This window comes from Azospirillum oleiclasticum (genome assembly GCF_013423485.1).
In the GTDB taxonomy this organism is placed as follows: Bacteria; Pseudomonadota; Alphaproteobacteria; order Azospirillales; family Azospirillaceae; genus Azospirillum; species Azospirillum oleiclasticum.
In genome coordinates, this window is record NZ_JABFFR010000025.1 from 101,616 (window position 1) to 126,675 (window position 25,060).

23 protein-coding genes are annotated in these 25,060 nt (G+C 70.5%); 10 read left to right on the forward strand and 13 right to left on the reverse strand.

Annotation, left to right across the window (positions count from 1 at the left end):
• Window positions 1–185: 185 nt before the first annotated feature.
• Window positions 186–1,085, reverse strand: coding sequence for a LysR substrate-binding domain-containing protein (locus HL658_RS23310; protein ID WP_180284278.1), 900 nt, complete (start codon window positions 1,083–1,085; stop codon window positions 186–188).
• 138 nt (window positions 1,086–1,223) lie between these two features.
• Between HL658_RS23310 and HL658_RS23315 the strand changes: the two genes are divergently transcribed.
• Window positions 1,224–2,423 carry an MFS transporter gene (locus tag HL658_RS23315; protein WP_180284279.1) on the forward strand — a complete coding sequence of 400 codons (1,200 nt, stop codon included), beginning with the start codon at window positions 1,224–1,226 and terminating at the stop codon, window positions 2,421–2,423.
• On the opposite strand, the gene HL658_RS23320 is transcribed toward HL658_RS23315, so the two are convergent.
• Genes HL658_RS23320 through HL658_RS23330 form a run of 3 tightly spaced genes read right to left on the reverse strand, consistent with a single transcriptional unit; the run spans window position 2,420 to window position 6,699 of the window.
• Window positions 2,420–3,079, reverse strand: a complete 660-nt coding sequence (locus tag HL658_RS23320) for a response regulator (protein WP_180284280.1) — start codon at window positions 3,077–3,079, stop codon at window positions 2,420–2,422. The two genes, HL658_RS23315 and HL658_RS23320, sit on opposite strands and share 4 nt — an antisense overlap.
• Window positions 3,076–4,839: a sensor histidine kinase gene (locus HL658_RS23325; RefSeq protein ID WP_246337810.1), complete on the reverse strand. Its 1,764-nt coding sequence runs from the start codon at window positions 4,837–4,839 to the stop codon at window positions 3,076–3,078. The genes HL658_RS23320 and HL658_RS23325 overlap by 4 nt, the downstream gene beginning before the upstream one ends.
• A 60-nt stretch (window positions 4,840–4,899) precedes the next feature.
• The gene (locus HL658_RS23330; RefSeq protein WP_180284281.1) at window positions 4,900–6,699 is read right to left on the reverse strand and encodes a thiamine pyrophosphate-requiring protein; all 1,800 of its coding nucleotides are present in this window, start codon (window positions 6,697–6,699) and stop codon (window positions 4,900–4,902) included.
• Window positions 6,700–6,893: 194 nt separating this feature from the next.
• On the opposite strand from HL658_RS23330, the gene HL658_RS23335 reads away from it, so the two are divergent.
• Window positions 6,894–7,271 carry a sensory rhodopsin transducer gene (locus HL658_RS23335; RefSeq protein ID WP_246337811.1) on the forward strand — a complete coding sequence of 126 codons (378 nt, stop codon included), beginning with the start codon at window positions 6,894–6,896 and terminating at the stop codon, window positions 7,269–7,271.
• A 12-nt stretch (window positions 7,272–7,283) separates the two neighbouring features.
• On the opposite strand, the gene HL658_RS23340 is transcribed toward HL658_RS23335, so the two are convergent.
• From HL658_RS23340 to HL658_RS23375, 8 genes are all read right to left on the reverse strand, one after another.
• Window positions 7,284–8,018, reverse strand: coding sequence for a maleate cis-trans isomerase family protein (locus tag HL658_RS23340; protein WP_180284282.1), 735 nt, complete (start codon window positions 8,016–8,018; stop codon window positions 7,284–7,286).
• Window positions 8,015–8,731, reverse strand: coding sequence for a GntR family transcriptional regulator (locus HL658_RS23345; protein WP_180284283.1), 717 nt, complete (start codon window positions 8,729–8,731; stop codon window positions 8,015–8,017). Before HL658_RS23345 ends, HL658_RS23340 begins: the two co-directional genes overlap by 4 nt.
• Window positions 8,728–10,101, reverse strand: coding sequence for an amidase (locus HL658_RS23350; protein WP_180284284.1), 1,374 nt, complete (start codon window positions 10,099–10,101; stop codon window positions 8,728–8,730). The genes HL658_RS23345 and HL658_RS23350 overlap by 4 nt, the downstream gene beginning before the upstream one ends.
• The gene (locus HL658_RS23355; protein WP_246337812.1) at window positions 10,098–11,285 is read right to left on the reverse strand and encodes an MFS transporter; all 1,188 of its coding nucleotides are present in this window, start codon (window positions 11,283–11,285) and stop codon (window positions 10,098–10,100) included. Before HL658_RS23355 ends, HL658_RS23350 begins: the two co-directional genes overlap by 4 nt.
• A gap of 24 nt (window positions 11,286–11,309) precedes the next feature.
• Entirely contained in the window at window positions 11,310–12,119 is an 810-nt protein-coding gene (locus tag HL658_RS23360; RefSeq protein WP_180284286.1) for an ABC transporter permease, read from the reverse strand.
• Between the two features lie 12 nt (window positions 12,120–12,131).
• Entirely contained in the window at window positions 12,132–12,989 is an 858-nt protein-coding gene (locus HL658_RS23365; RefSeq protein WP_180284287.1) for an ABC transporter permease, read from the reverse strand.
• Window positions 12,990–13,147: 158 nt separating this feature from the next.
• A complete protein-coding gene (locus HL658_RS23370) occupies window positions 13,148–14,194 on the reverse strand; it encodes an ABC transporter substrate-binding protein (protein ID WP_180284288.1) in 1,047 nt (348 codons plus the stop codon).
• A 43-nt stretch (window positions 14,195–14,237) separates the two neighbouring features.
• Window positions 14,238–15,356 (reverse strand): ABC transporter ATP-binding protein, encoded by a 1,119-nt coding sequence (locus HL658_RS23375; protein ID WP_180284289.1) that lies wholly within the window; start codon window positions 15,354–15,356, stop codon window positions 14,238–14,240.
• Between the two features lie 199 nt (window positions 15,357–15,555).
• Here HL658_RS23375 and HL658_RS23380 point away from each other — a divergent pair, with 199 nt between their 5' ends.
• From HL658_RS23380 to HL658_RS23405, 6 genes are all read left to right on the forward strand, one after another.
• Complete coding sequence (locus HL658_RS23380; RefSeq protein WP_180284290.1) at window positions 15,556–16,926, forward strand: amidase; 1,371 nt, start codon at window positions 15,556–15,558, stop codon at window positions 16,924–16,926.
• 54 nt (window positions 16,927–16,980) lie between these two features.
• Window positions 16,981–17,937: a toll/interleukin-1 receptor domain-containing protein gene (locus HL658_RS23385; RefSeq protein ID WP_180284291.1), complete on the forward strand. Its 957-nt coding sequence runs from the start codon at window positions 16,981–16,983 to the stop codon at window positions 17,935–17,937.
• A gap of 656 nt (window positions 17,938–18,593) precedes the next feature.
• Window positions 18,594–20,177, forward strand: coding sequence for an ATP-binding protein (locus HL658_RS23390; RefSeq protein WP_180284292.1), 1,584 nt, complete (start codon window positions 18,594–18,596; stop codon window positions 20,175–20,177).
• Window positions 20,178–20,295: 118 nt separating this feature from the next.
• Window positions 20,296–21,336, forward strand: a complete 1,041-nt coding sequence (gene mgrA / locus HL658_RS23395; RefSeq protein WP_180284293.1) for an L-glyceraldehyde 3-phosphate reductase — start codon at window positions 20,296–20,298, stop codon at window positions 21,334–21,336.
• 27 nt (window positions 21,337–21,363) lie between these two features.
• Complete coding sequence (locus tag HL658_RS23400; RefSeq protein ID WP_180284294.1) at window positions 21,364–22,383, forward strand: Gfo/Idh/MocA family protein; 1,020 nt, start codon at window positions 21,364–21,366, stop codon at window positions 22,381–22,383.
• Between the two features lie 220 nt (window positions 22,384–22,603).
• Window positions 22,604–22,999, forward strand: coding sequence for a hypothetical protein (locus HL658_RS23405; protein WP_180284295.1), 396 nt, complete (start codon window positions 22,604–22,606; stop codon window positions 22,997–22,999).
• Between the two features lie 7 nt (window positions 23,000–23,006).
• Here HL658_RS23405 and HL658_RS23410 read toward each other — a convergent pair whose 3' ends face one another.
• Window positions 23,007–23,897, reverse strand: a complete 891-nt coding sequence (locus HL658_RS23410) for a LysR family transcriptional regulator (RefSeq protein ID WP_180284296.1) — start codon at window positions 23,895–23,897, stop codon at window positions 23,007–23,009.
• Window positions 23,898–24,030: 133 nt separating this feature from the next.
• Here HL658_RS23410 and HL658_RS23415 point away from each other — a divergent pair, with 133 nt between their 5' ends.
• Together HL658_RS23415 and HL658_RS23420 are read left to right on the forward strand one after the other, a co-directional pair.
• Window positions 24,031–24,696: a peroxiredoxin-like family protein gene (locus HL658_RS23415; RefSeq protein ID WP_180284297.1), complete on the forward strand. Its 666-nt coding sequence runs from the start codon at window positions 24,031–24,033 to the stop codon at window positions 24,694–24,696.
• 73 nt (window positions 24,697–24,769) lie between these two features.
• Entirely contained in the window at window positions 24,770–25,060 is a 291-nt protein-coding gene (locus HL658_RS23420; RefSeq protein ID WP_180284298.1) for a BufA1 family periplasmic bufferin-type metallophore, read from the forward strand.

Sequence of the window (25,060 nt, forward strand, 5' to 3'; positions counted from 1 at the left end):
TCCTCCACAAAGGGGGCGGACGGCGCTTTCCGGTCGGGAACATCCGTCCGGTGCCGCCGGCTTTTGCCGCCAATTTTTGTGTGGAAACTATAGGCGCAGCCGATGATTGGTGCTATCCGGGTCGAGTCCTCAGGAAACCCAGGGGAAACCCTTGGTCGCCCCAGGGCGGACCCGAAGGGTCGGGTTCATCCGGCCGGCGCGCGTGCTTCGCCGGCGAGCCAGTCGACAAAGCCGCCCAACAGGTTTCCGGCATCCGCCTGCCGCGGGATGATCGCGACGTAGCCGGTGCGCGGAACCCGGATGTCGGGCAGGGGCGTCATCAGCCGTCCCGCGGCGATGTCGATCCTCAGCATCGGCAGCGGGCCGACCCCGATGCCGAGCCCATCCTCCACCGCCTGCCGTGTGACGTAGAAGTGGTCGAAGATTTGCCGGGGCAGGCCGGCCAGATGCTGGAGCCCCGCGGCGTCCAGCCAGTCCGCCCAATCGCCGGCGCGGGTTTCGCTGGCCAGCAGCGTGTGCCCCTCGATGTCGGCGGGCTCCCGGATCGGCCGGCGCGCGAACAGTGCGGGGCTCATGATCAGCGTGTCGACCTCCTCCAGCACCGGGACGACGTGGTGTTGGGGCCACGCACGCTCCCGCGCGACGCCGCGCCGGATCGCCACATCGACGCCGCCGCGCAGATCCTCCTGCACGGTGGACACTGTCGTCACCGCGACCTCGACGTGTGGATGAACGGCGTGGTAGCGGCCGAGCCGCGGGATCAGCCAGCGCATCGCGAAGCTGGTCGGCGCGCTCACCCGCAGGATGCGGCGGGCGCCGGGCCGGCCGCAGGCCTCCGCCGCGACCGCCAGACGGTCGAAGGACAGCCCGACCTCCGCCGCAAAGATCCGCGCCATCGGCGTCGCGACCATGCGACGGCCGTCCCGGGTGAAGAGCCTCTGTCCCAGCCAGCCTTCCAGCGTCGCGATGTGCCGGCTCACCGCACCATGGGTGATGCCGAGTTGCGCCGCCGCGTCAGCGTAGCTGCCGGTGCGGGCGGCGACCTCGAAGACGCGCAGTGCGTTCAGCGGCGGAAGGCGGCGCATGCGGCAAACCCGTGAGCAAAAGGCACGATATGCGTGAGTCAAGGCATACTGGTCGATGAAATATCACACGTATAACATGCGATGGCAAAGAGGCTCAGCCGAGCGCTCCCTATCCCGTTGCCGACAGCCCCACCAACGATGAATCCCACAAATCGATGGACGCCGCAGAGGCGCAGCCTGACGGCCGCGTGCCTCGCGCATGCGCTGCATGACGGCTACACCGACGCGCTCTACGCCTTCCTTCCCGTGTGGCAGGCGCAGTTCGGTCTGTCCTACGCGGCGCTCGCCGTGATGCGCGCCCTCTATTCCGGGACGATGGGGGGCCTGCAAATCCCGGCCGACCGGGTGTTGCGCGGGCTGTCGCCGCGGGCGGCGCTGGTGCTGTCCACCGTCGTCGCGGCAGCCGGCCTGCTCATCATGGCGCTGCCCTTCGGCCTTGCGGGGCTGTGCGTCGGTCTCGTGGTGGCCGGCATCGGGTCGAGCATCCAGCACCCGCGCGGCTCCATGTTGGTCACCGACAGCTTCGGGACGGCGTCGCGCGGGCCGCTCGGCGTCTACAATTTCTCGGGCGATCTGGGAAAGGCCGCGTTGCCGGCGCTGGTCGCGGTGCTGCTGCCGGTCCTGGCCTGGCAGCCGGTGGCGGGGCTGCTGGCGGTGCTCGGAATCGCCGTGGCGCTGGCCCTGCTGCCGCTGGCGCCGGTGGCTGCCGTTGCCCCGATCGCCACCGGCGAAGCCGCCGGGCGGGGGCGTGGCCGTGGGGGCTTCGGCATCCTCACGACGATCGGTGCGCTCGATACCGCGACCCGCATGGGATACCTGCTGTTCCTGCCCTTCCTGATCCATGGGCAGGGAGGCGGCCTGCCGACGGTCGGGCTGGCGCTGGCCCTGCTCTTCATCGGCGGCGCCTTCGGGAAGGCGACCTGCGGCTGGCTGGGGGAGCGGCTGGGCGTCATCCCTTGCGTGATGGCGACCGAGGCCGCGACCGCCGTGCTGATCGTCGCGACGCTGGTCACGCCCCTGGTGCCGACGCTCATCCTGCTGCCGCTGCTCGGAATCGTGCTGAACGGCACCTCGTCGGTGCTGTACGGCACGGTGCCGGAACTGTCCGACGGCGACACCGGCCGGGCCTTCGCGGTCTTCTACACGAGCGTGATCGGCTCCGGCGGGATCGCGCCGATCCTCTACGGCGCGGTTGCCGACCACAGCAGCCAGACGGTCGGCGTGCTCGCCTCCGCGGCGACGGCGGCCGTCATCGTGCCGCTGGTGCTGACGCTGGCGCCCTTCCTGCGCAACACGGCCGGCGAGGCCGGCGGGCGGGCCGTCGAATCCCGGCCCTAATCCGACGACGCACCCCTGGCCGGCGGCGCCACCGTCTCGTCGAGGTCGGAGGCGAGCACCACCCGCGCCAGCTCGACCACGGTGCGTGCCCGCATCTTCTCCATCGCCATCTGCCGGTGCCCCTCCACCGTTTTGACGGAGATGGCGAGGGCGGTGGCGATCTCCTTGTTCTGGCGGCCCTTGAGCACCAGGGCCAGCACCTCCCGCTCGCGGCGGCTGAGCTGGGCGAGGCGCGCCTGCACGGCGTCGCGGTCGGCGCGGCTGGCGATCAGCGCGTGGCTCTTGCGGATGGCGGCATTGACCGTGTCGAGGAGGAGCTGGTCCTTGTAGGGCTTCTCGATGAAGTCCTCCGCCCCCGCCTTCATCGCCGCCACGGCCAGCGGCACGTCGCCGTGCCCGGTCACCATGACGACCGGCAGCGTGCAGCCGAGACGCTTCAGCTCGGCCAGCACCTCGATGCCGCTCATCCCCGGCATGCGGATGTCCAGCAGGATGCAGCCGGGCACCGCCGGCGCCCCTTGCGCCTTAAGCTCCAACAACTCCCGGCCCGACGCGAAGGTCCGACAGTCGATCCCGACCGAGGCCAGCAGGTAGCGGACGGAGTTGCGGATGCCCTCGTCGTCATCGACCAGCAGCACCAGCGGTTGATCGGTCACGACGCATCCTCCACGGCCGGCAGGGTGAACAGCACGGTCAGCCCGCGCTCCGGGTTTGGCTCGGCCCGGATGCCGCCGCCGTGCCGCTCCACGATGGTTCGGCAGATGGACAGTCCGAGCCCCAGCCCGTCGGGCTTGGTGGTGTAGAAGGGATCGAAGAGCTTTGCCAGCGTTTCGGGCGCCGCACCGGTTCCACTGTCGCTCACCGACACCTCGACTATGGGGCCGGCCGTCGCGGTCCGCACGACGATCCCGGCGCCGTCGCCCCTATCCTGCGTGGCGTCCACGGCGTTCTGCAACAGGTTCAGGAGCACCTGCTGCAATTCCACCCGGTCGCCGGCCACGGGGGGCAGCCCCTCGGCAAGTTCGGCCCGGAGCGGGACGCTGCGCCGGTCCGAGGGGGCGGCGAACAGCGACAGCGCCTCGCCGACCACGCCGTTGACGTCGATGGTCTCGTGCTGCGCGTCCTTGCGGCGGACGAAGGCGCGGGTGCGGCGGATGATGGCGGCGGCCAGCTCCGCCTGCTCGACCACCGATTTCGCACCGGCCCGCAGCAGCCCCGGATCGGGCGAGCGGGAGTCCAGGATGCGGATCATCCCGTGCCCGAAGTTGGTGATGGCGGTCAGCGGCTGGTTCAACTCGTGCGCGATGTTGCTCGCCATCTCCCCCACGATGCCGAGGCGGGAGAGCTGGTCGCGCTCCTCGCGCAGGCGGAGCGCCGTGGCCTCCGCCCGCTCGCGCTCGGCGATCTCGCGTTGCAACTCGACGGTGCGGCGGTGTACCAGGATCTCCACCCGCCCGGCGTGGACGATCCACCACAGCAGGGTGACCGCGGCCACGACCAGCCACTGCCAATACTCCTCCACCAGCTCCACAACGCTGGGCGGGGTCTTGGGGTAGGGGCCGATGTGCAGGTGGCGGAACAGGTCGTGCACCGTGGTGTAGTCCAACGACGCCGTCCAGCCGCGCCCGTCCTCCGCCGGCATGGTCAGCAGCGCCGCCGACACCCGCCGCGCCAGCTCCCGCGGGGTGTGGGGCAGTCGGGCGAAGGGCCAGTCCGGGTAGAGGCGGGAAGAGACGCGGCAGGGCAGCCCGCCGGCGGCCCGCTCGCCCAACACGGCGAACTCGTCCGGCCGGATGCGCCCGGCGGCGGCCAGCTCCTCCAGCAGGCAGGCGCGGACGATGCCGGCGTCGGCCCGGCCGTCGCGCACCGCCTCCACCACGCCCTCCATGGGAAAGCCGACGGCGGTGAGGGCGCGCAGGTCGCGGAAGGGGCGGACGCCGGCCTCCTCCAGCTCCCGCCACGCGATCTGGAAGCCGCCGAAGGCGTCGGTCGACACCACCGCGACGGACTGGCCGCGCAGATCCTTCAGCACCACGAGATCCTCGCGGTCGGCGCGGCGGAAGATGGTGGAGCCCACCGCTCCCATGGCCGAGCCGACCGTCTCCGATTCCAGCGTCGCGATGCGGGTGACGGCGAAGCGGGCTTCCAGCGTGACGTAGTTGCCGGGGTTGGTGATGACGAAATCCACCCGGTGGTCCGCCACCGCCAGCACCATGCCCGGCAGGTCGAGCGGCACCATGGTGAAGCGGTGGTCCGGGATGACGCGGTTGAGGTGGTCGAGCGTGGCGTCCCAATCCCGCGCCGCCCGTTCCGACCCCTGATAGGCGAGGACGCCCACCCGCACGTCCATCCGCACGTCGGCGCCGTCGGCCAGGGCCGCCGCCCCCGACACCAGCACACCGACCAGAGCACACATCCACCGCAGCATGGCCCGAGCTATAGCACGCCCGCGCCATGGCCGCGACCGGGTGCCCGGTCACGCCTTCCTGCCGCCACCCGGCAGCACGCCGGCGACCACGTCCTTGGCGGTGCCCTTCAGCATCTCCCACATTTCCGGGTCGCCCTTGGCGAGCGTCGCCATCATGGCGGCGGCGTTCTTCAGGGTGATGTGTGGCGGCAGGGGCGGCACGTTGGGGTCGGTCACGGCCTCGACCAGGACCGGGCCGCGGGTCGCCAGCGCCTCGTCCCACACGCGGCCGAGGTCGTCGGGGTTGTCGACGCGGAGGCCCTTGAAGCCCAGCAGCTCCGCGTAGCGGGCGTAGGGCACGTCGGGGAGCTGCTGCGACGCCTCGAACTTCGGGTCGCCGGCCTGGGCGCGCATCTCCCAGGTCACCTGGTTGAGGTCGCGGTTGTTCAGCACCAGCACGACGAAGCGCGGGTCGGCCCACTGCTTCCAGTATTTGGCGACCGTGATCAGCCCGTTCATGCCGTTCATCTGCATGGCGCCATCGCCGACGATCGCCAGCACCGGGCGGTCGGGATAGGCGAACTTGGCGGCGACGCCATAGGGAACGCCGGGCCCCATGGTCGCAAGCCCGCCGCACAGCGCCGCCTTCATGCCGCGGCGGATCTTCAGGTCGCGGGCGTACCAGTTGGTTCCCGACCCGGTGTCGCAGGCGATGATCACGTCGTCGGGCAGGCGCGGCGACAGCTCCCAGAAGACGCGCTGCGGGTTGAGCGGCGTGGCGCTCTGCATCGCGCGGGCCTCCAGCGTCTTCCACCAGTCGGCCACGCCCTTTTCGATGGTCTCGCGCCAGGACCGGTCCTGCTTGCGGATCAGGTGCGGGATCAGGGCGCGCAGGGTGCCGGCGCTGTCGCCGACCAGATTGACCTCCATGGGGTAGCGGATGCTCAGCACCTTCGGGTCGATGTCGATCTGCACGCCGCGGGCCTGCCCTTCCTTCGGCAGGAACTCCGAATAGGGGAAGGTCGAGCCCACCATCAGCAGCGTGTCGCAGTTCGCCATCATCTCCCAGCTCGGTTTGGTGCCGAGCAGGCCGATGGAGCCGGTGACGAAGGGCAGGTCGTCGGGCAGGGCGGGCTTGCCCAGCAACGCCTTCGCCACGCCGCAGCCGAGGATGTCCGCCACCTCGATCACCTCGTCGGCGGCCTGCATCGCGCCGGCCCCGATCAGCATCGCCACCCTGGAGCCGGCGTTGAGCACGTCGGCCGCGCGCCTCAGATCCTCGTCGGTCGGGCGGACCACCGGGGCGGTGTAGCCGACGCCGGAATGGATGGTGCCGTGGGCGCGCGGCGGCGTCTCCACCGCGTCCATCTCCTGCAGATCGTTGGGGATGATGATGCAGGTGACCGTGCGCTCCGCCTTGGCGATGCGCACCGCGCGGTCGATCAGGTGGCGCACCTGGGCGGGCGTCGTCGCCATCTGCACGAAGGCGTCGGCCACGTCCTTGAACAGGGAGAGGAGGTCCACCTCCTGCTGGTAATGGCCGCCCAGCGCCGTCAGCGCCTGCTGACCGACGATGGCGAGCACCGGCTGGTGGTCGAGCTTGGCGTCGTAGAGCCCGTTCAGCAGATGGATGGCGCCGGGGCCGGAGGTCGCCATGCAAACACCCAGCTCGCCGGTGTATTTGGCGTGCGCGGTCGCCATGAAGGCGGCCATCTCCTCGTGCCGGACCTGCACGAACTCGAAGCGGTCGCCGGCCCGCGCCAGCCCGCCCATCAGCCCGTTGATGCCGTCGCCGGAGTAGCCGAAGACGCGCCGCACGCCCCATTCGGAAAGCCGCTGCCAGAAGAAATCGCTGACGTTCGCTGCCATGGTGGCCCTCTCCGGATCGCTGCGGGGATTGTCGATTCTTGTCCCCTTCAACGGCACCGGATCGGTTCGGTTCGGCCTGCGCGGGATGAAATCTCTGCAAGGTTGCGGGGCGGGAAGGGCGGAACCGGGGCGGCGACGGCCGGTTGAACGGCAGACCCCGCGCCGCGCGGCGCCTTGCGACGGAGGAGATGGACTTGGGCGAGAACGCGATCGGCCGCCAGCGCTGGGCCATCCCCGACGGCTACATCCCGGCCTGGAGCCACGGGCCGGACCCGGAGATGACCAGTCACGAGGGCCTGAGCATCCTCAACACCGGCGACCGGGAGGTCGAGGTGCGCATCACCCTCTACTTCACCGACCGCGAGCCCGCCGGCCCCTACCGCGTGCGCGTCGGCGCCCGACGGACCAACCATGTCCGCATGAACCTGCTGACCGATCCGGAGCCGGTGCCGCTCGGCACCCCCTACGCCAGCGTGGTGGAAGCCGACGCCCCGGTGGTCGTGCAGATCACCCGCCTCGACAGCCGCCAGGCCGAGAACGCCCTGCTCAGCACCATCGCCTTTCCGGTGTGAGCATCACCCACTCTACCCATGCAACTCGCGGAACAGGCTGCCCCAGCCCTGGAGGCGGCGGGTGTCCACGCCGGTCATGCGCAGCGCCTTCCACAGCACGGTGGCGATGGTGTCGTAGATCGGGATGCCCAGCCGCTGCTCCATCGCCTCGGTCACCGGGGCGCCGCGCATGTTGGTGCAGATGATGGCGATGGCGTCGGGCTTCGCCTCCTCCGCCACCTCGGCGCACATGCGGGCCACGGTATCCTCGGTGACTTCGGAGAAGGAGAAGTTGCCGCAGTCGTTCAGGTGCCGCTCGGCCACCACGTCGAATCCGGCGGCGCGGTAGTTGGCGACCATCGCCGCCTGCACGTCGTGCAGGTAGGGGCTGACCAGCGCCACCCGCTTGCGGCCGGTGATCTCCAGGATCTCGTTCAGCGCCAGCATGGAGGTGCAGGCGGGAATGCCCACCGCGGCCTCGATCTCCGCGCACAGCCGCTCGTCGGCGTCGAAGCCCAGCCAGCCGGCCGAGGTGCCGTTCCAGCCGATCACCCGCACGCGGGCGTCGGCCAGCAGTCGGGAGGCGGCCACCAGGGGCGCGTTGTCGAACTGTCCAAGCGCCTGCGGGCGCAGCGAGATTTCGGTGACGGGGAAGCGGGCGAAATGCGCCGTCACCTCCGGCAGCCCGGCCAGCATGGCGGCGGTCACCGGCTCCAGCACGGTGTTCGACGACGGCGTCAGCATGCCGAGGAGAACGCGGTCCTTCATGGGTCTACAGGTCCTTCGGTCGGAACAGGCGGCGGGCCGCCGGCCATCACCTCGCCGGTGCGGGTGATGTGGTGGGACAGGAGCGTGCCGGCCGCGTCCGCATCGCGGCGGACCAGCGCGTCGAGGATGGAACGGTGTTCAACCACCGACTCCGCCAGCCGGCCCTCGAAGGCGAGCGCCAGGAAGCGGGCACGCTCCAGCGGGCCGAACAGCCGGTCGTGCGCGTCCACAAGGGCGCGGTTCTTGGCCCCGGCGACGATGCTGCGGTGGATGATCTGGTTGATGTCGAAATAGGCGGTCAGGTCACCGGCCGCGTGCGCCGCCTCCAGCCGGTCCTGGAGCGCGTGCAGGCGCTTGAGATCGGTGGCGGTCATGCGCGCGCAGGCGAGCCGGGCGGCGAAGCCCTCGATGCCCGCCTCCACCTCGAACAGCGGCGGCAGCGCGGCGCCGTCCAGCGGGGTGACGATGGCGCTGCGGTTGCGGCGGAGCATCACCAGCCCTTCCGACGCCAGCAGCTTCAATGCCTCGCGCAGCGGCGTGCGCGAGATGCCGAGATCCTCGCACAGATCCGGCTCGACGATGCGCGACCCGGGGGCCAGCGCGCCGCGCACGATCATCCGGCGCAGCCGATCGACCGCGCGGTCGGCCAGCGACGGTTCCTGACGCGGCCGGCGGGCGCGGCGCGGGGCCGGCGAGTCGGTCTCGACGCTCATGACGGGCTCCCACCCGCCAGGATGCGCTCGGCCGCCGCCGCCGCGGCGAGCAGCCGGCGGTCGTGCCCGCGCGCGGCGGCGATCTGCAACCCCACCGGCAGCCCGTCCCGGCCGGTCCCGCAGGGAATGCTGATGGCCGGCACGCGGGCATGGTTGAACAGCGGGGTGAAGGCGGCGTGCGCCCGCGGCGGCACCGGCACGCCGCCGATGGTCTCCGGCCCCAGCCGGTCGAAGGACCAGGCGACGCAGGGCGTGGTCGGCCCGATCAGCAGATCCACGTCCAGGAGGAAGGCGGCCAGCGCGCGGGCCACCTCGCCGCTCAGGCGCAGCGCCCCGGCCACCGCCGCCCCGTCGAGCGTCAGCCCGCGTTCGATCTGCGCACCGACATCCGGATCGAAGCGGGTGGGATCGGCGCGGAAGGTGGCGCCGTGGATGGCGGCGAGGCCGGCGTGCTGGAGCGGCATCAGCGCCGTCTCGTCGGCCCCGGCCGGCCACACGGGATCACGCCGCACCACCCGCCAGCCGGCCGCCGCCAGCCGCTCCACCGCCCGGTCGACGGCAGCAGCAACATCGTCATCGACCGGGGTGTCGAGGCCGAAGCGCGGGCTGTAGGCGACGGTCGGGGTGGTCACGTCGGCACCGGCCGGCAGCACCGCCGCGCTGTCGGGGTCGCGCGGGTCGGGGCCGGCCAGCGCCTCGAAGAGAAGGGCCGCGTCGGCGACGCTGCGGGCGATGGGCGCCATCACCGCCAGCCCGGTGAAGGGTTCGGCGAAGCCGGGGCCGTAGGGGATCGCCCCGAAGGACGGCTTGAACCCCACCACCCCCACGTGCGCCGGCGGCCGGCGGCTCGACCCGCCGGCGTCGGTGCCAAGCGCCAGCGGCACCAGCCCCGCGGCCACCGCCACCGCCGGCCCGCCCGACGAGCCGCCGGGGGTCAGCCGCGGGTCCATCGGATGCTTCGTCGGCCCGAACAGCCGGTTGGTGGTGACGCCCTTGCAGGCGAACTCCGAGCTGTTCGCCATGCCGACCACCACCGCACCCGCGGCGCGCAGCCGCTCCACCGCGATGGCGTGGGCCGGCGCCACGAAGTCGGCGAACAGGGCCGAGCCCTGCGTCACCCGGCAGCCCTTCACCCAGATGGTGTCCTTCACGGCGACCGGCACGCCGGCCAGCGGCAGGGCTTCCCCGGCTTTGACGCGGGCATCGACCGCCTCGGCCTCGGCCAGCGCCCGCTCGGTGTGGACGGCCACGAAGGCGTTGAGCTTCGGGTTGCCGGCGGCGATCCGCTCCAGGCAGGCGTGGACCGAGGTGCTGGCGCTGATGCGGCCGGTCCGCACGGCCTCGGCGATGGAAACGGCGGTGTCGGTCATCGGGGGTTCCGCAGGAGGGAGAGGCCGGAGATCGCGGTCAGCAGGGCGAGCACCAGATAGGCGGCGGCCAGCCCGCCGCCGAGCAGCACGGCCAGCGTGACCAGCCCCGGCGCCAGGACCAGCCCGAGGAAGCTCGGCACCAGGATGGCGCCGGTCGCCTCCGCCACCCGGGCGGCGGGGGCGAGGCGGGCGACCTCCGCCAGGAACACGCCGTTCCAGCCGCTGGCCGTCAGCCCGAACAGGAACATCAGGACGCCCAGCGCCGGCACCGGCAGCGCCTCGCCGGCCAGCGCCAGGGCGGTGGAGGCGGCGGCCATCCCGAAGCCGAGCCCCGCGACGATCCGCCCCGGTACGAACAGCCGGAGGCCCGCCAGCCCCCAGCCCAGCCGCCCGAGCAGCCCGCCGGCCTGCGCCGCCGCCATCACCAGCCCGGCAATGACATAGGGGATGTCCAGCGTCTCCACCGCGAAGGTGACGAAGTAGGTGTTCAGCACCATCTGCATCGCCGAATAGGGGCCGGCGGCGAGCGCCAGCCGCAGCATCTGCGGGTCGCGCCGCACGATGCCCAGCGCCTCCACCAGCCGCACCCGCCGGCCCCCGGCGTCGTGGGTCAGGTGGTCGTAGCGCCCGGCCATCGCCGAGAAGAGCACGGCCGCCGCCACCGCGATCCCGGCGATCACGAGATAGCCAAGCCGCGGGTCGATCGTGGTCGCCAGCAGCGGCAGGGCGAGCGAGCCGACCAGCGCGCCGAGCTGGTTGCCGGTCTGGCGGATCGAGAACACCAGCGGCCGCTGCGCGGGCGTGGCGAGCCGCCCCAGGAGGGCCGAGCTGGCCGGCGTCTCCGGCCCGAAGGCGAAGGCCAGCAGGACGCCCGCCAGCAGGAAGGGCACCGCCCCATACTCCGCCGCCAGCGCCGCCAGCCCCATGCTGCCGGCCACCGCCAGCATCGCCAGCCGGGCGACGCCGAAGGATCCGAACCGCCCCACCAGCGTGCCGCCCCAGACCACCGTCGCCATGCCGACCGCGAACACCGCCGCCGGGAACAGCCCCAGCATCGCCGCGTCGATCCCCAGCGCCGGGGCCAGCACGCCCGGCGCGAACAGCGCGATGGACACCACCGCCTGAAGACCCGCCATCGCCGCCAGCGCCGGGGCCAGCGGCGGCGTGGCCGGGGGCATGCTCATTCCATGAGGCATCGTCGGTGCCGGTCAGGTCAGCCGCTTGGACAGGCCGGCCACCCGCTCGACCACCAGCATCAACGCCACGGTCAGCACGATCAGCACACCCGACAGCGCGGCGATGGTCACGTCCAGCTTGCCCTCCAGATCCTGCCACATGCGGATCGGCAGCATGTCGGTGGCGGCGTCGCGCAGGAACAGGGACACCGGCACATTGTCGAAGGACGCCATGAAGGCGATGAAGCCCCCCGCCACGATGCCCGGCCGGATCAGCGGCAGCGTCACCCGGCGGAAGGTGTAGAGGCGCGACGCGCCGAGGCTCGCCGACGCCTCCAGCAGGGTCGGGTTGAGCTGGGCGAGTGCGGCCACCGTGTTGCGCACCACGAAGGGCACGCAGACCACCGTGTGCCCGATGATCAGGGTGGTGCGCGACACCGGGAAGCCCAGCAGGCTGAAGAACATCAGCGCCGACAGGCCGAAGGCCAGCGCCGGCAGCACCAGCGGCGACAGGAACAGGCTGTCCAGCACCCGCGCGCTGAGCTTCGGGGAGCGGGCGATTCCCAGCGCCGCCGCCACCCCCAGCACCACCGACAGCCCGGTCGACCACAGCGCCACCGACACGCTGTTCATGGCCGCGAAATGGAGCTGCCAGGCGTCGAGCAGCTCGGCGTACCAGCGCAGCGAATAGCCCGGCGGCGGGAAGCGCAACGAGAAGCCGCTGGTGAAGGACACCACCAGCACCACCACCGTGGGTGCCGCCAGCAGCACCAGCGAGGCCAGCGCCAGCCCGGCCATGGTGACGGAGAAGCTGATCTGGTCGAGATCGCGGCGGCGCGCCATGGGGAACCTCCGTCAGGCCTGGGCGTAGCCGCGCGACAGGCGGCCCAGCAGGTTGAACAGCCACACCACCAGCAGCACCGCGGCCAGGAAGATGATCGAGATGGCGGCCGCGAAGGGCCAGTTCTGGAGCGTCGACGCCTGCTGGTAGATGTACATCGGCATGAACAGCATCTGCCCGCCGCCGACCAGCGACTGGGTGATGAAGGCGGTGATCGCCGCGGCGTAGGTCAGCAGGCAGCCGGCGACGATGCCCGGCAGCGACAGCGGCAGAGTCACCTTGCGGAAGGTGCGCCAGTGCCCGGCCCCGAGCACCGCCGAGGCGTCGGCAAGGTTGGGGTCGATGCGGGTCAGCGCGGTGATCAGCGGCAACACCATCAGCGGCATCTGCACCTGGGCCAGGGCCACCACCAGCCCGCCCTCCGTGTAGAGCATGCGCAGCGGCGTGTCGATCAGCCCCAGATCCATCAGCGCCGCGTTGACGATGCCCTGGCGGCCGAGGATGACGATCCAGGCGAAGGTGCGCACCACCACGCTGGTCAGCAGCGGCAGCAGCACCACCAGCATGATCACCCCTTTCGCCCAGCCCGGCGAGCGGACGTGCAGCCACGCCACCGGATAGCCCAGCAGCAGGCACAAAGCCGTGACCTTCACCCCCAGCCACAGGGTCGAGCCCAGCACGCCCAGGCTGAAGGCGTCGCCGAGGAAGGCGACATACTGCGCCACCCCGTAGCCGCCGCCGTCCGGCGCGGCCTGGAGACTGAGCACGAACAGCAGAAGCAGCGGCGCCACGAAGAACACCGCGAAGAAGGCGGCCAGCGGGGCGGCCAGCCTCAGCTCGTAGACCGTCACGTCGCGAAGATTGGTGCGCATGCGGGCGGTGTCCTTGCGGGGGCGCGGGAAGTGTCAGCGGCGGGCCCCCACCCAACCCTCCCCCATCTTCAACGGGGGAGGGCTTGTTCTTCTCCCTCCCCCGCGAAGTGGGGGAGGGCCGGGGTGGGGTACAACTCAGCAACGTCTCGGACAACGCCTCAGATCTTGATGTCGCGGTTGAAGCGTTGGATCCACTCCGCCCGCTGCTCGTTGATCTTGGCCCAGTCCTGGAAGACGAACTTGCGCTGCAACTCCGCCTGGTCCTTCGCCAGCACCTTGGCGATCTCGCCGCCCATCCGCACCTTGCTGTTGGTGGGGACGATCAGATAGGGGGAGTCCATCAGCGTCGCCTGCACCTCGGGCGACAGGGCGGCCTCGATCAGCTTGAAGGCGAGCTCGCGGTTGGGCGAGTTCTTGACGATGTGGATGGTGGTCTTGAAGGCGATGGCGCCTTCCTTCGGCGCCACGAACTCCACCGGCACGCCGCGCGCCTTGAGGATCTGGATGGCGTTGAAGTTGCCGGGGGAGATGTCGATCTGGCCCTGCTGGAACAGGGTGGCGAGCTGGCCGGGGTTGGCGGCGACGGCGGCGAGGTTCGGCTTCAGCTTGTCGATGGCGGCGAAGCCCGGCTCGACATTCGCCTCCGACCCGCCGTGCATCTTGGCGATCTCCACCAGGAAGCCGGTGCCGAGCGTGGAGTTCAGGTTGGTGATGCCCACCTTGCCCTTGAACTCCGGCCGCCACAGATCGGCCCAGGAGGTCGGCGGCGTCTTCACCGTGTCGGGGTTGTAGGTCAGCCCGACCGTCTGGAAGAAGGGGGCCGGGCCGTTGGCGTCCTGCGCCACCGGGATCAGATCCTTGAAATGCGCGCTCTTTTCCACCGGGTAGGGTTCGACCAGACCCTGCGCCACCGCCTGGAGGGCGGGGCCCGGATCGTGCAGCATCACGTCGATGGGCGGGTTGCCGGGGGCGGCCTTCACCTTGGAGATCTGGTCCACCGACAGCATGGGGTCGAGCACCATGTCGGCGTTGCCGTTGGCCTTGCGGAAGGCGGGGACGAGCACGGCCTTGTGCGCCTCCTCCCAGCTTCCGGTGAAGGTCGCGAAGACCAGCGGGCGGGCCTGCGCCCAGGTCAGGCCGGGGAAGGCGTGCATCGCCCCCAGCGTCAGGGCGGTCTGCATCAGGTTTCGGCGGGTCAACAGCATCCGTGTCTCCTTCGGAGGGAGGGGGTGTGGGCGAAAAAGGGGTTCAAGCCGCCTGGGGGAAGACCGAGGCGAGGCGCGGGCCGGCGGGGGCCAGCCGCACCGGGGTTCCGGGGGGCAGCACGCTGGCGCGCTGGCGGCGCGGCTCGGCGACCTTGACCGCCGTGCCGGTGCCGATGCGCACCTCGTGGACCACGGTGGCGCCCAGCGGCAGGCCGAGGTCGACCACGCCGGGGATGCCGTCCTCGTCGCCGTCGGAGCCGCCGCCGACCACGGTCAGGTGTTCCGGCCGCAGGCAGACGGTGACGCGGCCGCCGGGCGCCACCGCACCCACCGGCGCCCGCGTCTCGATCACCGCCCCGCCGTCGAGCCGGACCCTGGCGCCTTCGGTGTCGGCACCCAGCAGCGTGCCGCCCAGCAGGTTGGCGGTGCCGACGAAGCTGTTGACGAACAGGGTGGCCGGGGCGTCGTAGACCTCGGTCGGCGGGGCGAACTGCTCCAGCCTGCCCTGGCTCAGCACCGCCACCCGGTCGGCCATGGACAGCGCCTCCTCCTGGTCATGGGTGACCAGGATGGTGGTGGTGCCGGCCATGCGCTGGATGCGCTTCACCTCGATCTGCATGTCGAGCCGCAGATTCTTGTCGAGCGCCGCGAAGGGCTCGTCGAGCAGCAGGATCGCCGGCTTCACCGCCAGCGCGCGGGCGAGCGCCACCCGCTGCTGCTGGCCGCCCGACAACTGCTTCGGGTAGCGCCCGGCGAGGTGGCCGAGCTGCACCAGCTCCAGCATGCGTTCGGACTCCGCCGCCTGCGTCCGCCGGTCGGCGCCGCGCGCGGCCAGCCCATAGGCGACGTTCTCCGCCACCGTCATGTGCGGGAACAGCGCGTAGTTCTGGAACACGATGCCGACCGCCCGCTTGTTGGGCGGCTGGTCGTCGATCGCTTCGCCCCCCACCAGAACCCGGCCGCGGGTCTGGGCGATGAAGCCGGCGATGATGCGCAAAAGCGTGGTCTTGCCGCAGCCGGACGGCCCGAGCAGGGCGACCAGCTCACCCCCGCGGATGTCCAGCGTCACGTCATCGACCGCGGTGGACCCGCCGTAGCGGTGGGTGACACCGTCGATCATCAGCGTACGGCCTTGCGGGGGCTGCTCCGGGTGGTCGATCATGGGCGCGGCACCGTGGATGGTTGGCGGGATCGTTCGATGTCTTAAGAGCAAACAGCATGCCATTTTCGTGATTATTGTTTTCTAATAATGACTTAGTTATATTTTTGCGGCCACGATCGGTTGACGGGACGGATGGTTTGATCAAGATTGCGCCACCGTGCGCGTGCAACTGGTCACGGATTGGACAGGGAGGGGACGGATGACGCTCACGGAACGGCCGGCGACGGAGCTGGCGGGGCGGCTCGCCCGGCGCGAGCTGTCGGCGCGCGAGGTTGTGGCCGCGCATCTGGAGCGCATCGCCGCGCGTGACCCGCAACTCAACGCCTTCCTGACCGTGGCGGCGGGCGCCGCGCTGGCGCGGGCCGACGCGCTGGACGCCCTGCCGGCCCCGGCCGGGCCGCTGCACGGGCTGCCGGTGTCCATCAAGGATCTGGTCGACACCGCGGGGCTCCGCACGACCTACGGCTCGGCCTTGTTCGCCGACCATGTGCCGGCGGCCAACGACCTCGTGGTCGAGCGCATCGAGCGGGCCGGTGGCGTCGTCATCGGCAAGACCAACACGCCGGAATTCGGCTTCGGCGCCGTCTGCACCAACCCGCTGCTGGGGCCGACGCGCAACCCCTTCGACCCCGATCTGACCTCCGGCGGGTCGAGCGGCGGGGCCGCGGTGTCGGTGGCGACCGGCATGGCGGCGCTGGCGCACGGCACGGATTTCGGCGGCTCGGTGCGGGTGCCGGCGAGCTTCTGCGGGGTGGTGTCGATCCGCCCGACGCCGGGGCTGGTCCCCGCCCCCGGCCGCGCGCTGGGCTGGGACACGCTGTCCACCCATGGGACCATCGCCCGCAGCGTGGACGACTGCGCCCTGCTGCTCGCCGCCATGGCCGGCGCCGACCCGCGCGACCCGACCTCCTTCGTGCCATCGGTGCCGGATCACGGCGCCCGGCCGCGGCTGGCGGCGACGGCGGATTTCGGCGTCGCCCCTGTCGCCCGCGCGGTGCGCGCGCTGTTCGAGGCGGCGGTCGACGGCATCGCCCGCGCCGCCGGGCCGGTGGTCCGCCGCAGTCCGGAGTGCGGGGAGGCGGCGGCGACCCTGCGCACCCTGCGCGCCGCCCATGTGCTGAACGGCTTCGGCCCGCTGCTGGCGAAGGACCCGGAGCGCATCACCCCGACGCTGCGCTGGAACATCGAGGCCGGTCGCGGCATCACCGCCGAGCAATACCTGTCCGCCCAGGCCGCCCGCACCCGCCTCTACCGCGGCTTCGCGGCCCTGTTCCGCGAGGTGGACGTGCTGGTCGCCCCCGCCTGCTGCGTCCTGCCCTGGCCCAACGAGGACGGCGAGGTGACCGCCATCGACGGCCGCCCGGTGGAAACCATCCTCGACTATCTGGCCGTCACCACTGTGATCACCCTGATCGGCTTCCCCGTCCTGACCCTGCCCGCGGGCCGCTCGGCGGACGGCATCCCCTTCGGCGTCCAGCTCATCGCCCGGCCGGGGGAGGAGGCGCTGCTGCTCCGCCTCGGCCGCGCGCTGGAGGCGGCGGGGTTTGCGTGGGAGGCGCCGGGGGGCTGACGGAGCGGCGGCACCCGTTGTCGCGCACGCGCCGCGTGTGTTACCGTTCAGCCTATGACTCCGAACGTCTTCATCAGCTACAGCCACCGTCAGGCCGAGTGGGTTCACCGGCGCCTCGCACCCGTGATCCGGGCAAGCGGAGCCGAGGTGGTCCTGGATGTGGCGGATGGTCGGGCGGGCCTCAGCCTGGATGTGCAGATGCGGCGGTGGGGGGACGCCGCCGCCCATGTGGTGGCGGTGCTGTCGCCCGACTATCTGCGCAGCGACGCCTGCCGGCTGGAGTGGGAGCGCGCCCAGGCGCGCGATCCTGGCTTCCTCAACGGCGGGACGCTCATCCCGGTCCTGCGGGAAACCTGCGACCCGATGCCCCCGGCCCTGCAAGGCACCGCCGGCCCCTTGTATCTCGACCTGCGCACGGATGGCCGCGGCAAGCCGGACGGGGCGGTCGAGCGGGCGTGGCGCGCGCTGCTGGCGGTGTGGGGCGGCACGTTGGGCACCACCGTCACCGACTGGCTGGCGGCGCTCTGCGCGATCCGCCGGGACTTGGACGAGGGCAAGCATGTCAGCCTGTGCGCCGCCCCGCCCGTCCATTGGAAGGAGTTGATCGCGGCCCTGCCCGGTGAGGACGCCACCGCCACCCTGCCGACGGTCGATCTGGCGAAGCCGGCGCTGTGGGAACTCACCGGCTTCCTCGATGGCGTGCTGGGGGCCTTCGGGGTGCGGGCCGCGACGCCCGGCGGCGGCGATCCGGTGGCGGAACTCGCCGCCTTCTCCAGGGCCTTGGGCGCGCTGCCGCCGCAGCGGTTGGTCCTCCGCAACTTCCAGAAGGCGCGCACCCTATCCGGCTTCGGCGCCCACCTGTTCGACGCCCTCCGCTACCACGCCATGGACGACGACCGCAACCTGACCCTGCTCGTCCACACCACCGAACCCTTCGGCGGGCTGCTGCCCGCGGGCCACATCCTGTCGCAGATGACGGCCGCCCACATCCATTTGCGGCCTCGACGATGACCCTGACGCGGCCCGACCGAATCAATCCACTGACGTGGCAAGGGCAAAAGGCGGCGTTGCTGTGGCTGTGGGTAATGTACGCAAAGCCACATCGATTTTGGCACATCGCGAAAGGGCTTGATCGCTTTGGGTGGAGACGGCGGTTGCGGGCAGTTGCCGCACTACAGACAACAATATGTCTATTGGGTTTGGTTGCTATATTGTTGGGACGCGCAGTATTCGTTGAAATTGTTACTGAACCAGTGGCGTTTCCTTGGTTTTTCGCAACTGTTAGTCTCGCTATAGGCGTTGCAAGCTGCCTATCGATTGGCATTGTAATCGGGATCGCACCAGGAATTGTATGTGGGTTCAACTTTGGCATATCGCTCTGTGTAGCGGCAGGATTGACAGAGCATTTCAAAGCATATCTCGCGATTGCTTTGGTATCAATGATCGGTCTTGCGGGTATTAGCTCGTCTGATTCTCGAACAGGTTCTAAAGAATACATAATAGCTGGTATGTTTATCGGATTTTTGTTTTCATACAATTTTGATGATTACATTTTTATTGCAATTCCAATCGTCTATTGGGCGGGAGTATTGCGAATTTACTATTTGCCTATTGCAAAACTGTTTGTTTGGCCTCGTCTGAAAGGTCGCCTATGGCGGTGGCATCCGGTGGCGTGGGACGACGAGTGTCTTCTCCCCTTCCCCGACTTGGACCGGCTGCTGATCGATCTGCACTGTCATGCTCCCGAGAAGGCCTGGAGCGAAATGGATCGTCTGCTGAGGAATGTTCCGAGCCAGCGGGCCGCCGTCCAGCGGGCCTGGACGACACTGGACATCCGTGCCGCTGCCAAAGCTCAACTCGCCATCCTCGATCAAGCCCTCTCCGCACTTCCCGAAGGCAAAATGGGTTTTCTCACCCAAACCGCCGACGTCAAAGCCGCCGCCGCCGCCATCGCCGCGGACGCGCGCGAGGTCGCCACCCGCACGCGCCCGCTCTTCCGCGCTCTGGCTGCCGAGCGCCTCGTCAACCGCATCATTGCCTTCCAGGGCACCGTCACCGGCTACCACGAGCCGCTGGCGAGCGAGCTGCGGGTGGCGTCGGTGCAGTGGCTGGCCCAGGCGGAATCGTTGGCGCGGGAGGCCGGGGTGGCCGCGGAGCAGGCCGGCATCCGACAGTATTTCCGCGCCGGCGACCCGGTGGACCGGGAGGGGGAGGCCTTTGTCGCCCGCGCGCCGGTGCTGGCGGAGCTGGAGCGGCAGGTGCTTCTGGCCGCGGGATGCCCCGGCCTGCTCCTCTACGGGCGGCGGCGCGTGGGCAAGAGCACGGTGCTGAAGGGGCTGGAGGGGCTGATCCCCGGCGAGGTGCTGCCGCTCTACGTCTCGCTCCAGAACCCGCAGGCCGGCGGCGACGTGGCGCATTTCTGCGGGTACCTGCGCCAGCGGATCGCGGAGCGGCTGGGCCTGGACGTCCCGGCCGAGGAGCGGTCGGACCTGCCGGCGCTGATGGCGACGCTCGCCCGCGCCGACGCGGCGCTCGCCACCGGCGACCGCCGGCTGCTGCTGGCGCTGGACGAGTACGAGACCATCGACCAGCGGGTGGCGGAGGGGCTGTTCCCGCCGGACATCCTGGCGGCGCTGCGCGAGTCCATCCAGACGCACCGGCGCATCGTCTGGCTGTTTGCCGGCAGCCACCACATCGACGAACTGCCGCACGCCGATTGGGCCTCCCACCTCATCTCCGTGCGCAGCGTGCCGGTGCCGATGTTCACAGCGGCTGAGACGCGGGCGCTGCTCACCAACCCGCTCGCCCATTCCCCCGCCTTCCGCGTGGACGACCCGCGCCGGCCGCGCATCGCGGAGGCGTTCTGGGGCGAGGACGGCATCGCGTGGCTGCACGCCACGGCCGGCGGCTGGCCGCACCTCGTCCAGCTCCTGGCGGAGGGGGTGGTGGACGAGGTGAACGACCGCGAGGCCAAGGCTTTCGAGTCGGCCTGGCGCGGCGACGTGCTCGACCGCGCCGCCGGGCGGGGGGAAATGGTGCTGCGCCAGCTCCTCCTCGGTGAATCGCGGCTGGAGGGGGAGGCGGCCTATCTGCTGGGCTTCGCGGATGTCGAGGTGCAGCCGCCCCCCGCCGACCGCGCCGTCGCCCGCTCGCTGCACCGGCGGGAGCTGGTGACAGTGACCGACGATGGCTGGCGCCTGCGCGTGCCGCTGATGCGCCACTGGCTGGTCATGAACCGGCACCTGCTGTAGCCGCAGGCCTGCCCAACCGTCGGCACCCCGAATTTCGTATGCGCACGGGTGAAGCAAACTGGTATATCACTTCGCGCGCGCCCTGGCCGCGCGACCTGAACGAAGCGAGGATCCCGGCATGCATCCCCCCTATCTCGCCGAACCCACCCGGTACGAGCGGATGAGCTACCGTCGCAGCGGGCGCAGCGGGCTGGACCTGCCCGCCGTGTCGCTGGGGCTCTGGCAGAATTTCGGCGGGGTGGACGTGTTCGAGACCGGGCGCGCGGTGCTGCGCCGGGCCTTCGACCGCGGCGTCACCCATTTCGACCTCGCCAACAACTACGGCCCGCCGCCGGGCTCGGCGGAGGAGGGGTTCGGGCGCATCCTCGCCACCGATTTCCGCCCCTACCGCGACCAGATCGTCGTGTCCACCAAGGCCGGCTACGACATGTGGCCGGGCCCCTACGGAAGCTGGGGCTCGCGCAAGTACCTCGTCTCCAGCCTGGACCAGAGCCTGAAGCGCATGGGGCTGGACTATGTGGACATCTTCTACTCCCACCGCGTCGACCCGCGCACCCCGCTGGAGGAGACGATGGGGGCGCTGGACCATGTGGTGCGGCAGGGCAAGGCGCTCTATGTTGGCATCTCCTCCTACTCGCCGGAGATGACGCGGCGGGCGGCGGCGATCCTGAAGCAGCTCGGCACCCCCTGCCTGATCCACCAGCCCAGCTATTCCATGCTGAACCGCTGGATCGAGGGCGGGCTGCTCGACACGCTGGAGGAGCTGGGGATCGGCTGCATCGCCTTCTCGCCGCTGGCGCAGGGCATGCTGACCAACAAGTATCTGTCCGGCAAGCCGACCGACGCCCGCGCGGCCAAGGGCGGCACCCTGCGCGCCCATTTCCTGTCGGATGAGAATCTGGCGCGGGTGCGGGCGCTGGACGCCATCGCGCAGCGGCGCGGCCAGACGTTGGCGCAGATGGCCATAGCCTGGGTGCTGCGCGACCCGCGCGTGACCTCCGCCCTGATCGGCGCGCGCACTGTGGAGCAGCTCGACAACTCGCTCGACGCGCTCGCCAACACCGCCTTCAGCCCGGAGGAGCTGGCAGAGATCGACGGCCACGCGGTGGATGGCGAGATCAACCTGTGGAAGACCTCCTCCACCGCCGTCGGCGGCTGAACCGGGTATGAGTGGGGAGGGGCGGGGATGACGCACCGGATCGCCGTCGTCGGGCTGGGGCTGGCGCTCGCCCCGCACGCGGCCAGCCTGAAGGACCTCGCCGGCCGGGTCGAGGTCGCCGCGGCCGTGTCGCGCGATCCCGCGCGCCGCGCCGCCTTCGCCGCCGCGTGGCCGGAGGTCCCGTTGCTGGACGATGTTGAGCCGGTGCTGGCGGACCCGTCCATCCGCTCGGTCATCCTGCTGACCCCGCCGACCACGCATCTTGATCTGGTGCGCCGCTGCGCCGCCGCCGGCAAGCACGTCCTGCTGGAGAAGCCCATCGAGGTGACCCCGGACCGCGCGGAGCAGGCGGTGCGGGCGATGGAGGAGGCCGGGCTGACGCTCGGCGTGGTGCTCCAGCACCGCTTCCGGCCGGCGGCCGTGGCGTTGGCGGATGCCATCGAGGGCGGCGGGCTGGGGCGGCTGCTGTCGGGCAGCGTGCGCATCCGCTGGTGGCGGGACGACGCCTATTACGCCCAGCCCGGCCGCGGGATGAAGGCGCGCGACGGCGGCGGCGTGCTGCTGACCCAGGCCATCCACACGCTGGACCTGTTCCTCACCCTGATCGGGCCGGTGGAGGAGGTATTCGCGTACGCGCGCACCAGCGGCCTGCGCCCGATCGACACCGAAGACATGGTGTCGGGGGTGCTGCGCACGCGGGCCGGGGCCATCGCCACCATCGACGCCGACACCGTGTCCTACCCCGGCTTCCCCGAGCGCATCGAACTGGCCTTCGAGCGGGGGACGGCGGTGCTGGAGGGCGGGCTGCTGCGCATCCACCACAAGGACGGCACCCTCACCGAAACTGGAACGGCGGAGGCGATGGGGTCCGGCACCAACGTGATCGGCTTCGCCCACGACGCCCATCGGGCGGTGATCGCCGATTTCCTGGATGCGGTGGAGACCGGTCGGCCGCCGCGTGCATCCGGCCGTTCCGCCTTGCCGGTGCATCGGGCCATTGCCGCGCTTTTGCAATCCTCCGCTGACGGCAAACCGTCGACGCTTTGAAATCGGCGCAAATTAACTGAGTGTTTTCAACCGCACCTGATGGAACAATCCATCGGACCGCTTGGTAGGTCCGTGCTTTTTTACGGCGCCGTCTTTTTTTCCAACATCGCGCAGGAGAATCCGCCCTTCATCGATACCATGTTATGTTTACGAGCGATTGCCGCCGGGTCCGTGATACGGTAAATGGCTGGTTGCCCGTGCATCGATGGGGAGACGAGCGATGTTGACACTGGCATCCGAGGAATTACGGAATCTCAGGAAGCGGTTTCTGAAACCGCTTCTGGCACCCGCCCTGTCCGGCGAGCCGTGGAAGCCGGCGCTTGACCCGGACGCCGATCCGATCGACGCCGCGGTGATCGCTGCCAGCGTCGTGTCTTACGCATCGCGCTGCTACGCGGACTGGGCGGACCTGGACACCCGGGAGCTTCTGATGATGGTCGAGCTGTCGGCCGCCGCGAACTGCGGGCATTTCGGCATCGACCAGTGGCCGTTCGTGCACGCCCTGTCACGGATGCTTCAAGGCCGGGACCGGGCCGCCATCGAACCGTTGGTGGCCGCGTATCAGCAGCGATACCGGGCATGCCTTGCCGAGGTGGACGCGGTGTCGGGGCGCTGACGGACCTTCACGCCGCCCGGTCGGCCAGACCGGCCAGCAGATGCTCGATGAAGCTGCGGATCTTGGGCGACACGTGGCGGGTCGCGGGGTAGACGGCATGGATCGCCTCGTCCGTCACCTCGAACTCCGTCAGCACCGGGGTGAGGCGCCCGGCACGCAGGTCGTCCTCGACAATGAAGTCGGCCAACCGCGCCAGCCCCAGCCCGCCGACGGCGGCGTGGCGCAGCACCCAGAGGTTGTCGGCCTGGAAGGTGCCGGCCGGGCGCAGGATCTCGCGCCGGCCCTCCACCAGGAACTCCCAGTCCTGGCGTCCGCCCCCTGGCAGGGTCAGGCAGTCGTGCCGCGCCAGATCGGGCGGTGACTGCGGCGTGCCACGCCGTTCCAGATAGTCGGGGCTTGCCACCACGCGGCGGCGCATCGGCCGCAGCCGGCGGGCGATCAACGATGAATCGGCCAGCCGCCCGGTGCGGATCGCCAGATCGAACCCTTCGTCCACCAGCCGCACCGTGCGGTCGGTCAGGCTCGCCTCCAGCGTGACGCGCGGGTAGCGGCGCTGATAGGGCGGCAGCAGCGGTGCCACCCGCATCTGCCCGAACATCACGGGCATGGTGACACGCAGCGCGCCGCGCGGCTCCTCGTTCAATTCCGTCAGTGACTGCTCCGCCTCGTCCAGCGCCGCCAGGATGGCGCGGGCGCGCAGGCAGAAGCCGGCCCCGGCGTCGGTCAGCGCGATCCGGCGTGTGGTGCGTGCCAGCAGCCGCGTGCCAAGCCGGTTTTCCATCTGGTCCAGCCGCCGGCTGACGGCGGAAGCCGACAGGCCGAGCCGTTGGGCCGCCGCCGACAGGCTGCCGCTGTCCACCACCTCCACCAACACCGTCAGGTCGTCCAGCCGGTCCATGGAGCCTCTTCCCGATCTTTGCGTTTCACGCAAAAATCTTGTGCGCACTTCCCCATGGTTCGCAAGCGTGTGCTTTGCCACAGTGCATCCCAGGAACCACGGCGGACACCGGACACGAGGGAGGGACGAGGGGATGCGTCTGCAACGCCAGCTCCGATCCATTCGTGCACAAGGTGCCAAGACCATGCCGCCGGAGGCGGCGGCCATGATCGACCGGGTGATCGCCGACCTGAACGCCCGCGGGGTGGAGTTCGGCCGGCTGCGGCCCGGCCATCAGGCACCGGATCTGTCGCTTCCCAACCACCTCGGTCGCACGGTGTCGCTGTACGAGACGCTGGATCGCAAACCGGTGCTGCTGCTGTTCTATCGCGGGTCCTGGTGCCCCTACTGCTGCGCGCAGCTCCGCGCCATGCAGCTCGCCCTGCCGCAGATCAGGGCCGCCGGCGCGCATCTGATCGCGGTGTCGCCGGAACTGCCGGACCACAGCCTGACGCTGGCGGAACGGAACGCGCTGGACTTCGACATCCTGTCGGATCTCGGCGGTGCCGCGGCCCGGGGATACGGGCTCGTCTACCGGGTGCCGGACACGCTGCGCGACTTCTACCGCGCCAACGGGCTGGACCTCGCCCGGCGCAACGGCACCCCGTCGGAGGAGGCGTGGCACCTGCCGGTTCCCGCCACCTACCTGCTGTCACCGAGCGGCGTGGTGCGCTACGCCCGCATCGACACCGACTTCACCCAACGCCCAGAGCCGCAATCGATCGTCGATCTGCTGCTCGACCGCGGTCCGGCGCACTGACGCCGGTTGTCACCGCGGCCACCGCCGATCGGCGGTGGCCGCGCCCATCGACCAAAGGACGGAGACCTTGCCAATGACCCAGAAGACGCTGACCCTGCTGCCCATCGCCGGTGCCCTGGCCGGTGCGCTTACCCTGCTGGCGGTCCCCGCCTCCGCCCAGCAGTCCGGGATGGAGAAGTGCTACGGCATCTCCAAGGCCGGCGAGAACGGCTGCGCGCACGCCAAGGGGCTGCACTCCTGCGCCGGCAACACCAACCTGACCTACGACGGCGGCGACTGGAAACTGGTGCCGGCCGGCACCTGCGAAAAGCAGATGGGCTCGCTGAAGCCGTTCGAGGGAGCCAACCCCAAGAAGAAGGCCTGA

Excerpts from the sequence above, each read along its gene's own strand:
- HL658_RS23340 (WP_180284282.1), bottom strand. The coding sequence starts at position 8,018 with ATGAAGGACCGCGTTCTCCTCGGCATGCTGACGCCGTCGTCGAACACC.
- mgrA (WP_180284293.1), top strand. The coding sequence starts at position 20,296 with ATGCATCCCCCCTATCTCGCCGAACCCACCCGGTACGAGCGGATGAGC.
- HL658_RS23355 (WP_246337812.1), bottom strand. The coding sequence starts at position 11,285 with ATGAGCATGCCCCCGGCCACGCCGCCGCTGGCCCCGGCGCTGGCGGCG.
- HL658_RS23330 (WP_180284281.1), bottom strand. The coding sequence starts at position 6,699 with ATGGCAGCGAACGTCAGCGATTTCTTCTGGCAGCGGCTTTCCGAATGG.
- HL658_RS23310 (WP_180284278.1), bottom strand. The coding sequence starts at position 1,085 with ATGCGCCGCCTTCCGCCGCTGAACGCACTGCGCGTCTTCGAGGTCGCC.
- HL658_RS23350 (WP_180284284.1), bottom strand. The coding sequence starts at position 10,101 with ATGACCGACACCGCCGTTTCCATCGCCGAGGCCGTGCGGACCGGCCGC.
- HL658_RS23405 (WP_180284295.1), top strand. The coding sequence starts at position 22,604 with ATGTTGACACTGGCATCCGAGGAATTACGGAATCTCAGGAAGCGGTTT.
- HL658_RS23410 (WP_180284296.1), bottom strand. The coding sequence starts at position 23,897 with ATGGACCGGCTGGACGACCTGACGGTGTTGGTGGAGGTGGTGGACAGC.
- HL658_RS23420 (WP_180284298.1), top strand. The coding sequence starts at position 24,770 with ATGACCCAGAAGACGCTGACCCTGCTGCCCATCGCCGGTGCCCTGGCC.
- HL658_RS23315 (WP_180284279.1), top strand. The coding sequence starts at position 1,224 with ATGAATCCCACAAATCGATGGACGCCGCAGAGGCGCAGCCTGACGGCC.
- HL658_RS23385 (WP_180284291.1), top strand. The coding sequence starts at position 16,981 with ATGACTCCGAACGTCTTCATCAGCTACAGCCACCGTCAGGCCGAGTGG.
- HL658_RS23400 (WP_180284294.1), top strand. The coding sequence starts at position 21,364 with ATGACGCACCGGATCGCCGTCGTCGGGCTGGGGCTGGCGCTCGCCCCG.
- HL658_RS23380 (WP_180284290.1), top strand. The coding sequence starts at position 15,556 with ATGACGCTCACGGAACGGCCGGCGACGGAGCTGGCGGGGCGGCTCGCC.
- HL658_RS23325 (WP_246337810.1), bottom strand. The coding sequence starts at position 4,839 with ATGTGTGCTCTGGTCGGTGTGCTGGTGTCGGGGGCGGCGGCCCTGGCC.
- HL658_RS23415 (WP_180284297.1), top strand. The coding sequence starts at position 24,031 with ATGCGTCTGCAACGCCAGCTCCGATCCATTCGTGCACAAGGTGCCAAG.
- HL658_RS23345 (WP_180284283.1), bottom strand. The coding sequence starts at position 8,731 with ATGAGCGTCGAGACCGACTCGCCGGCCCCGCGCCGCGCCCGCCGGCCG.
- HL658_RS23365 (WP_180284287.1), bottom strand. The coding sequence starts at position 12,989 with ATGCGCACCAATCTTCGCGACGTGACGGTCTACGAGCTGAGGCTGGCC.
- HL658_RS23375 (WP_180284289.1), bottom strand. The coding sequence starts at position 15,356 with ATGATCGACCACCCGGAGCAGCCCCCGCAAGGCCGTACGCTGATGATC.
- HL658_RS23360 (WP_180284286.1), bottom strand. The coding sequence starts at position 12,119 with ATGGCGCGCCGCCGCGATCTCGACCAGATCAGCTTCTCCGTCACCATG.
- HL658_RS23370 (WP_180284288.1), bottom strand. The coding sequence starts at position 14,194 with ATGCTGTTGACCCGCCGAAACCTGATGCAGACCGCCCTGACGCTGGGG.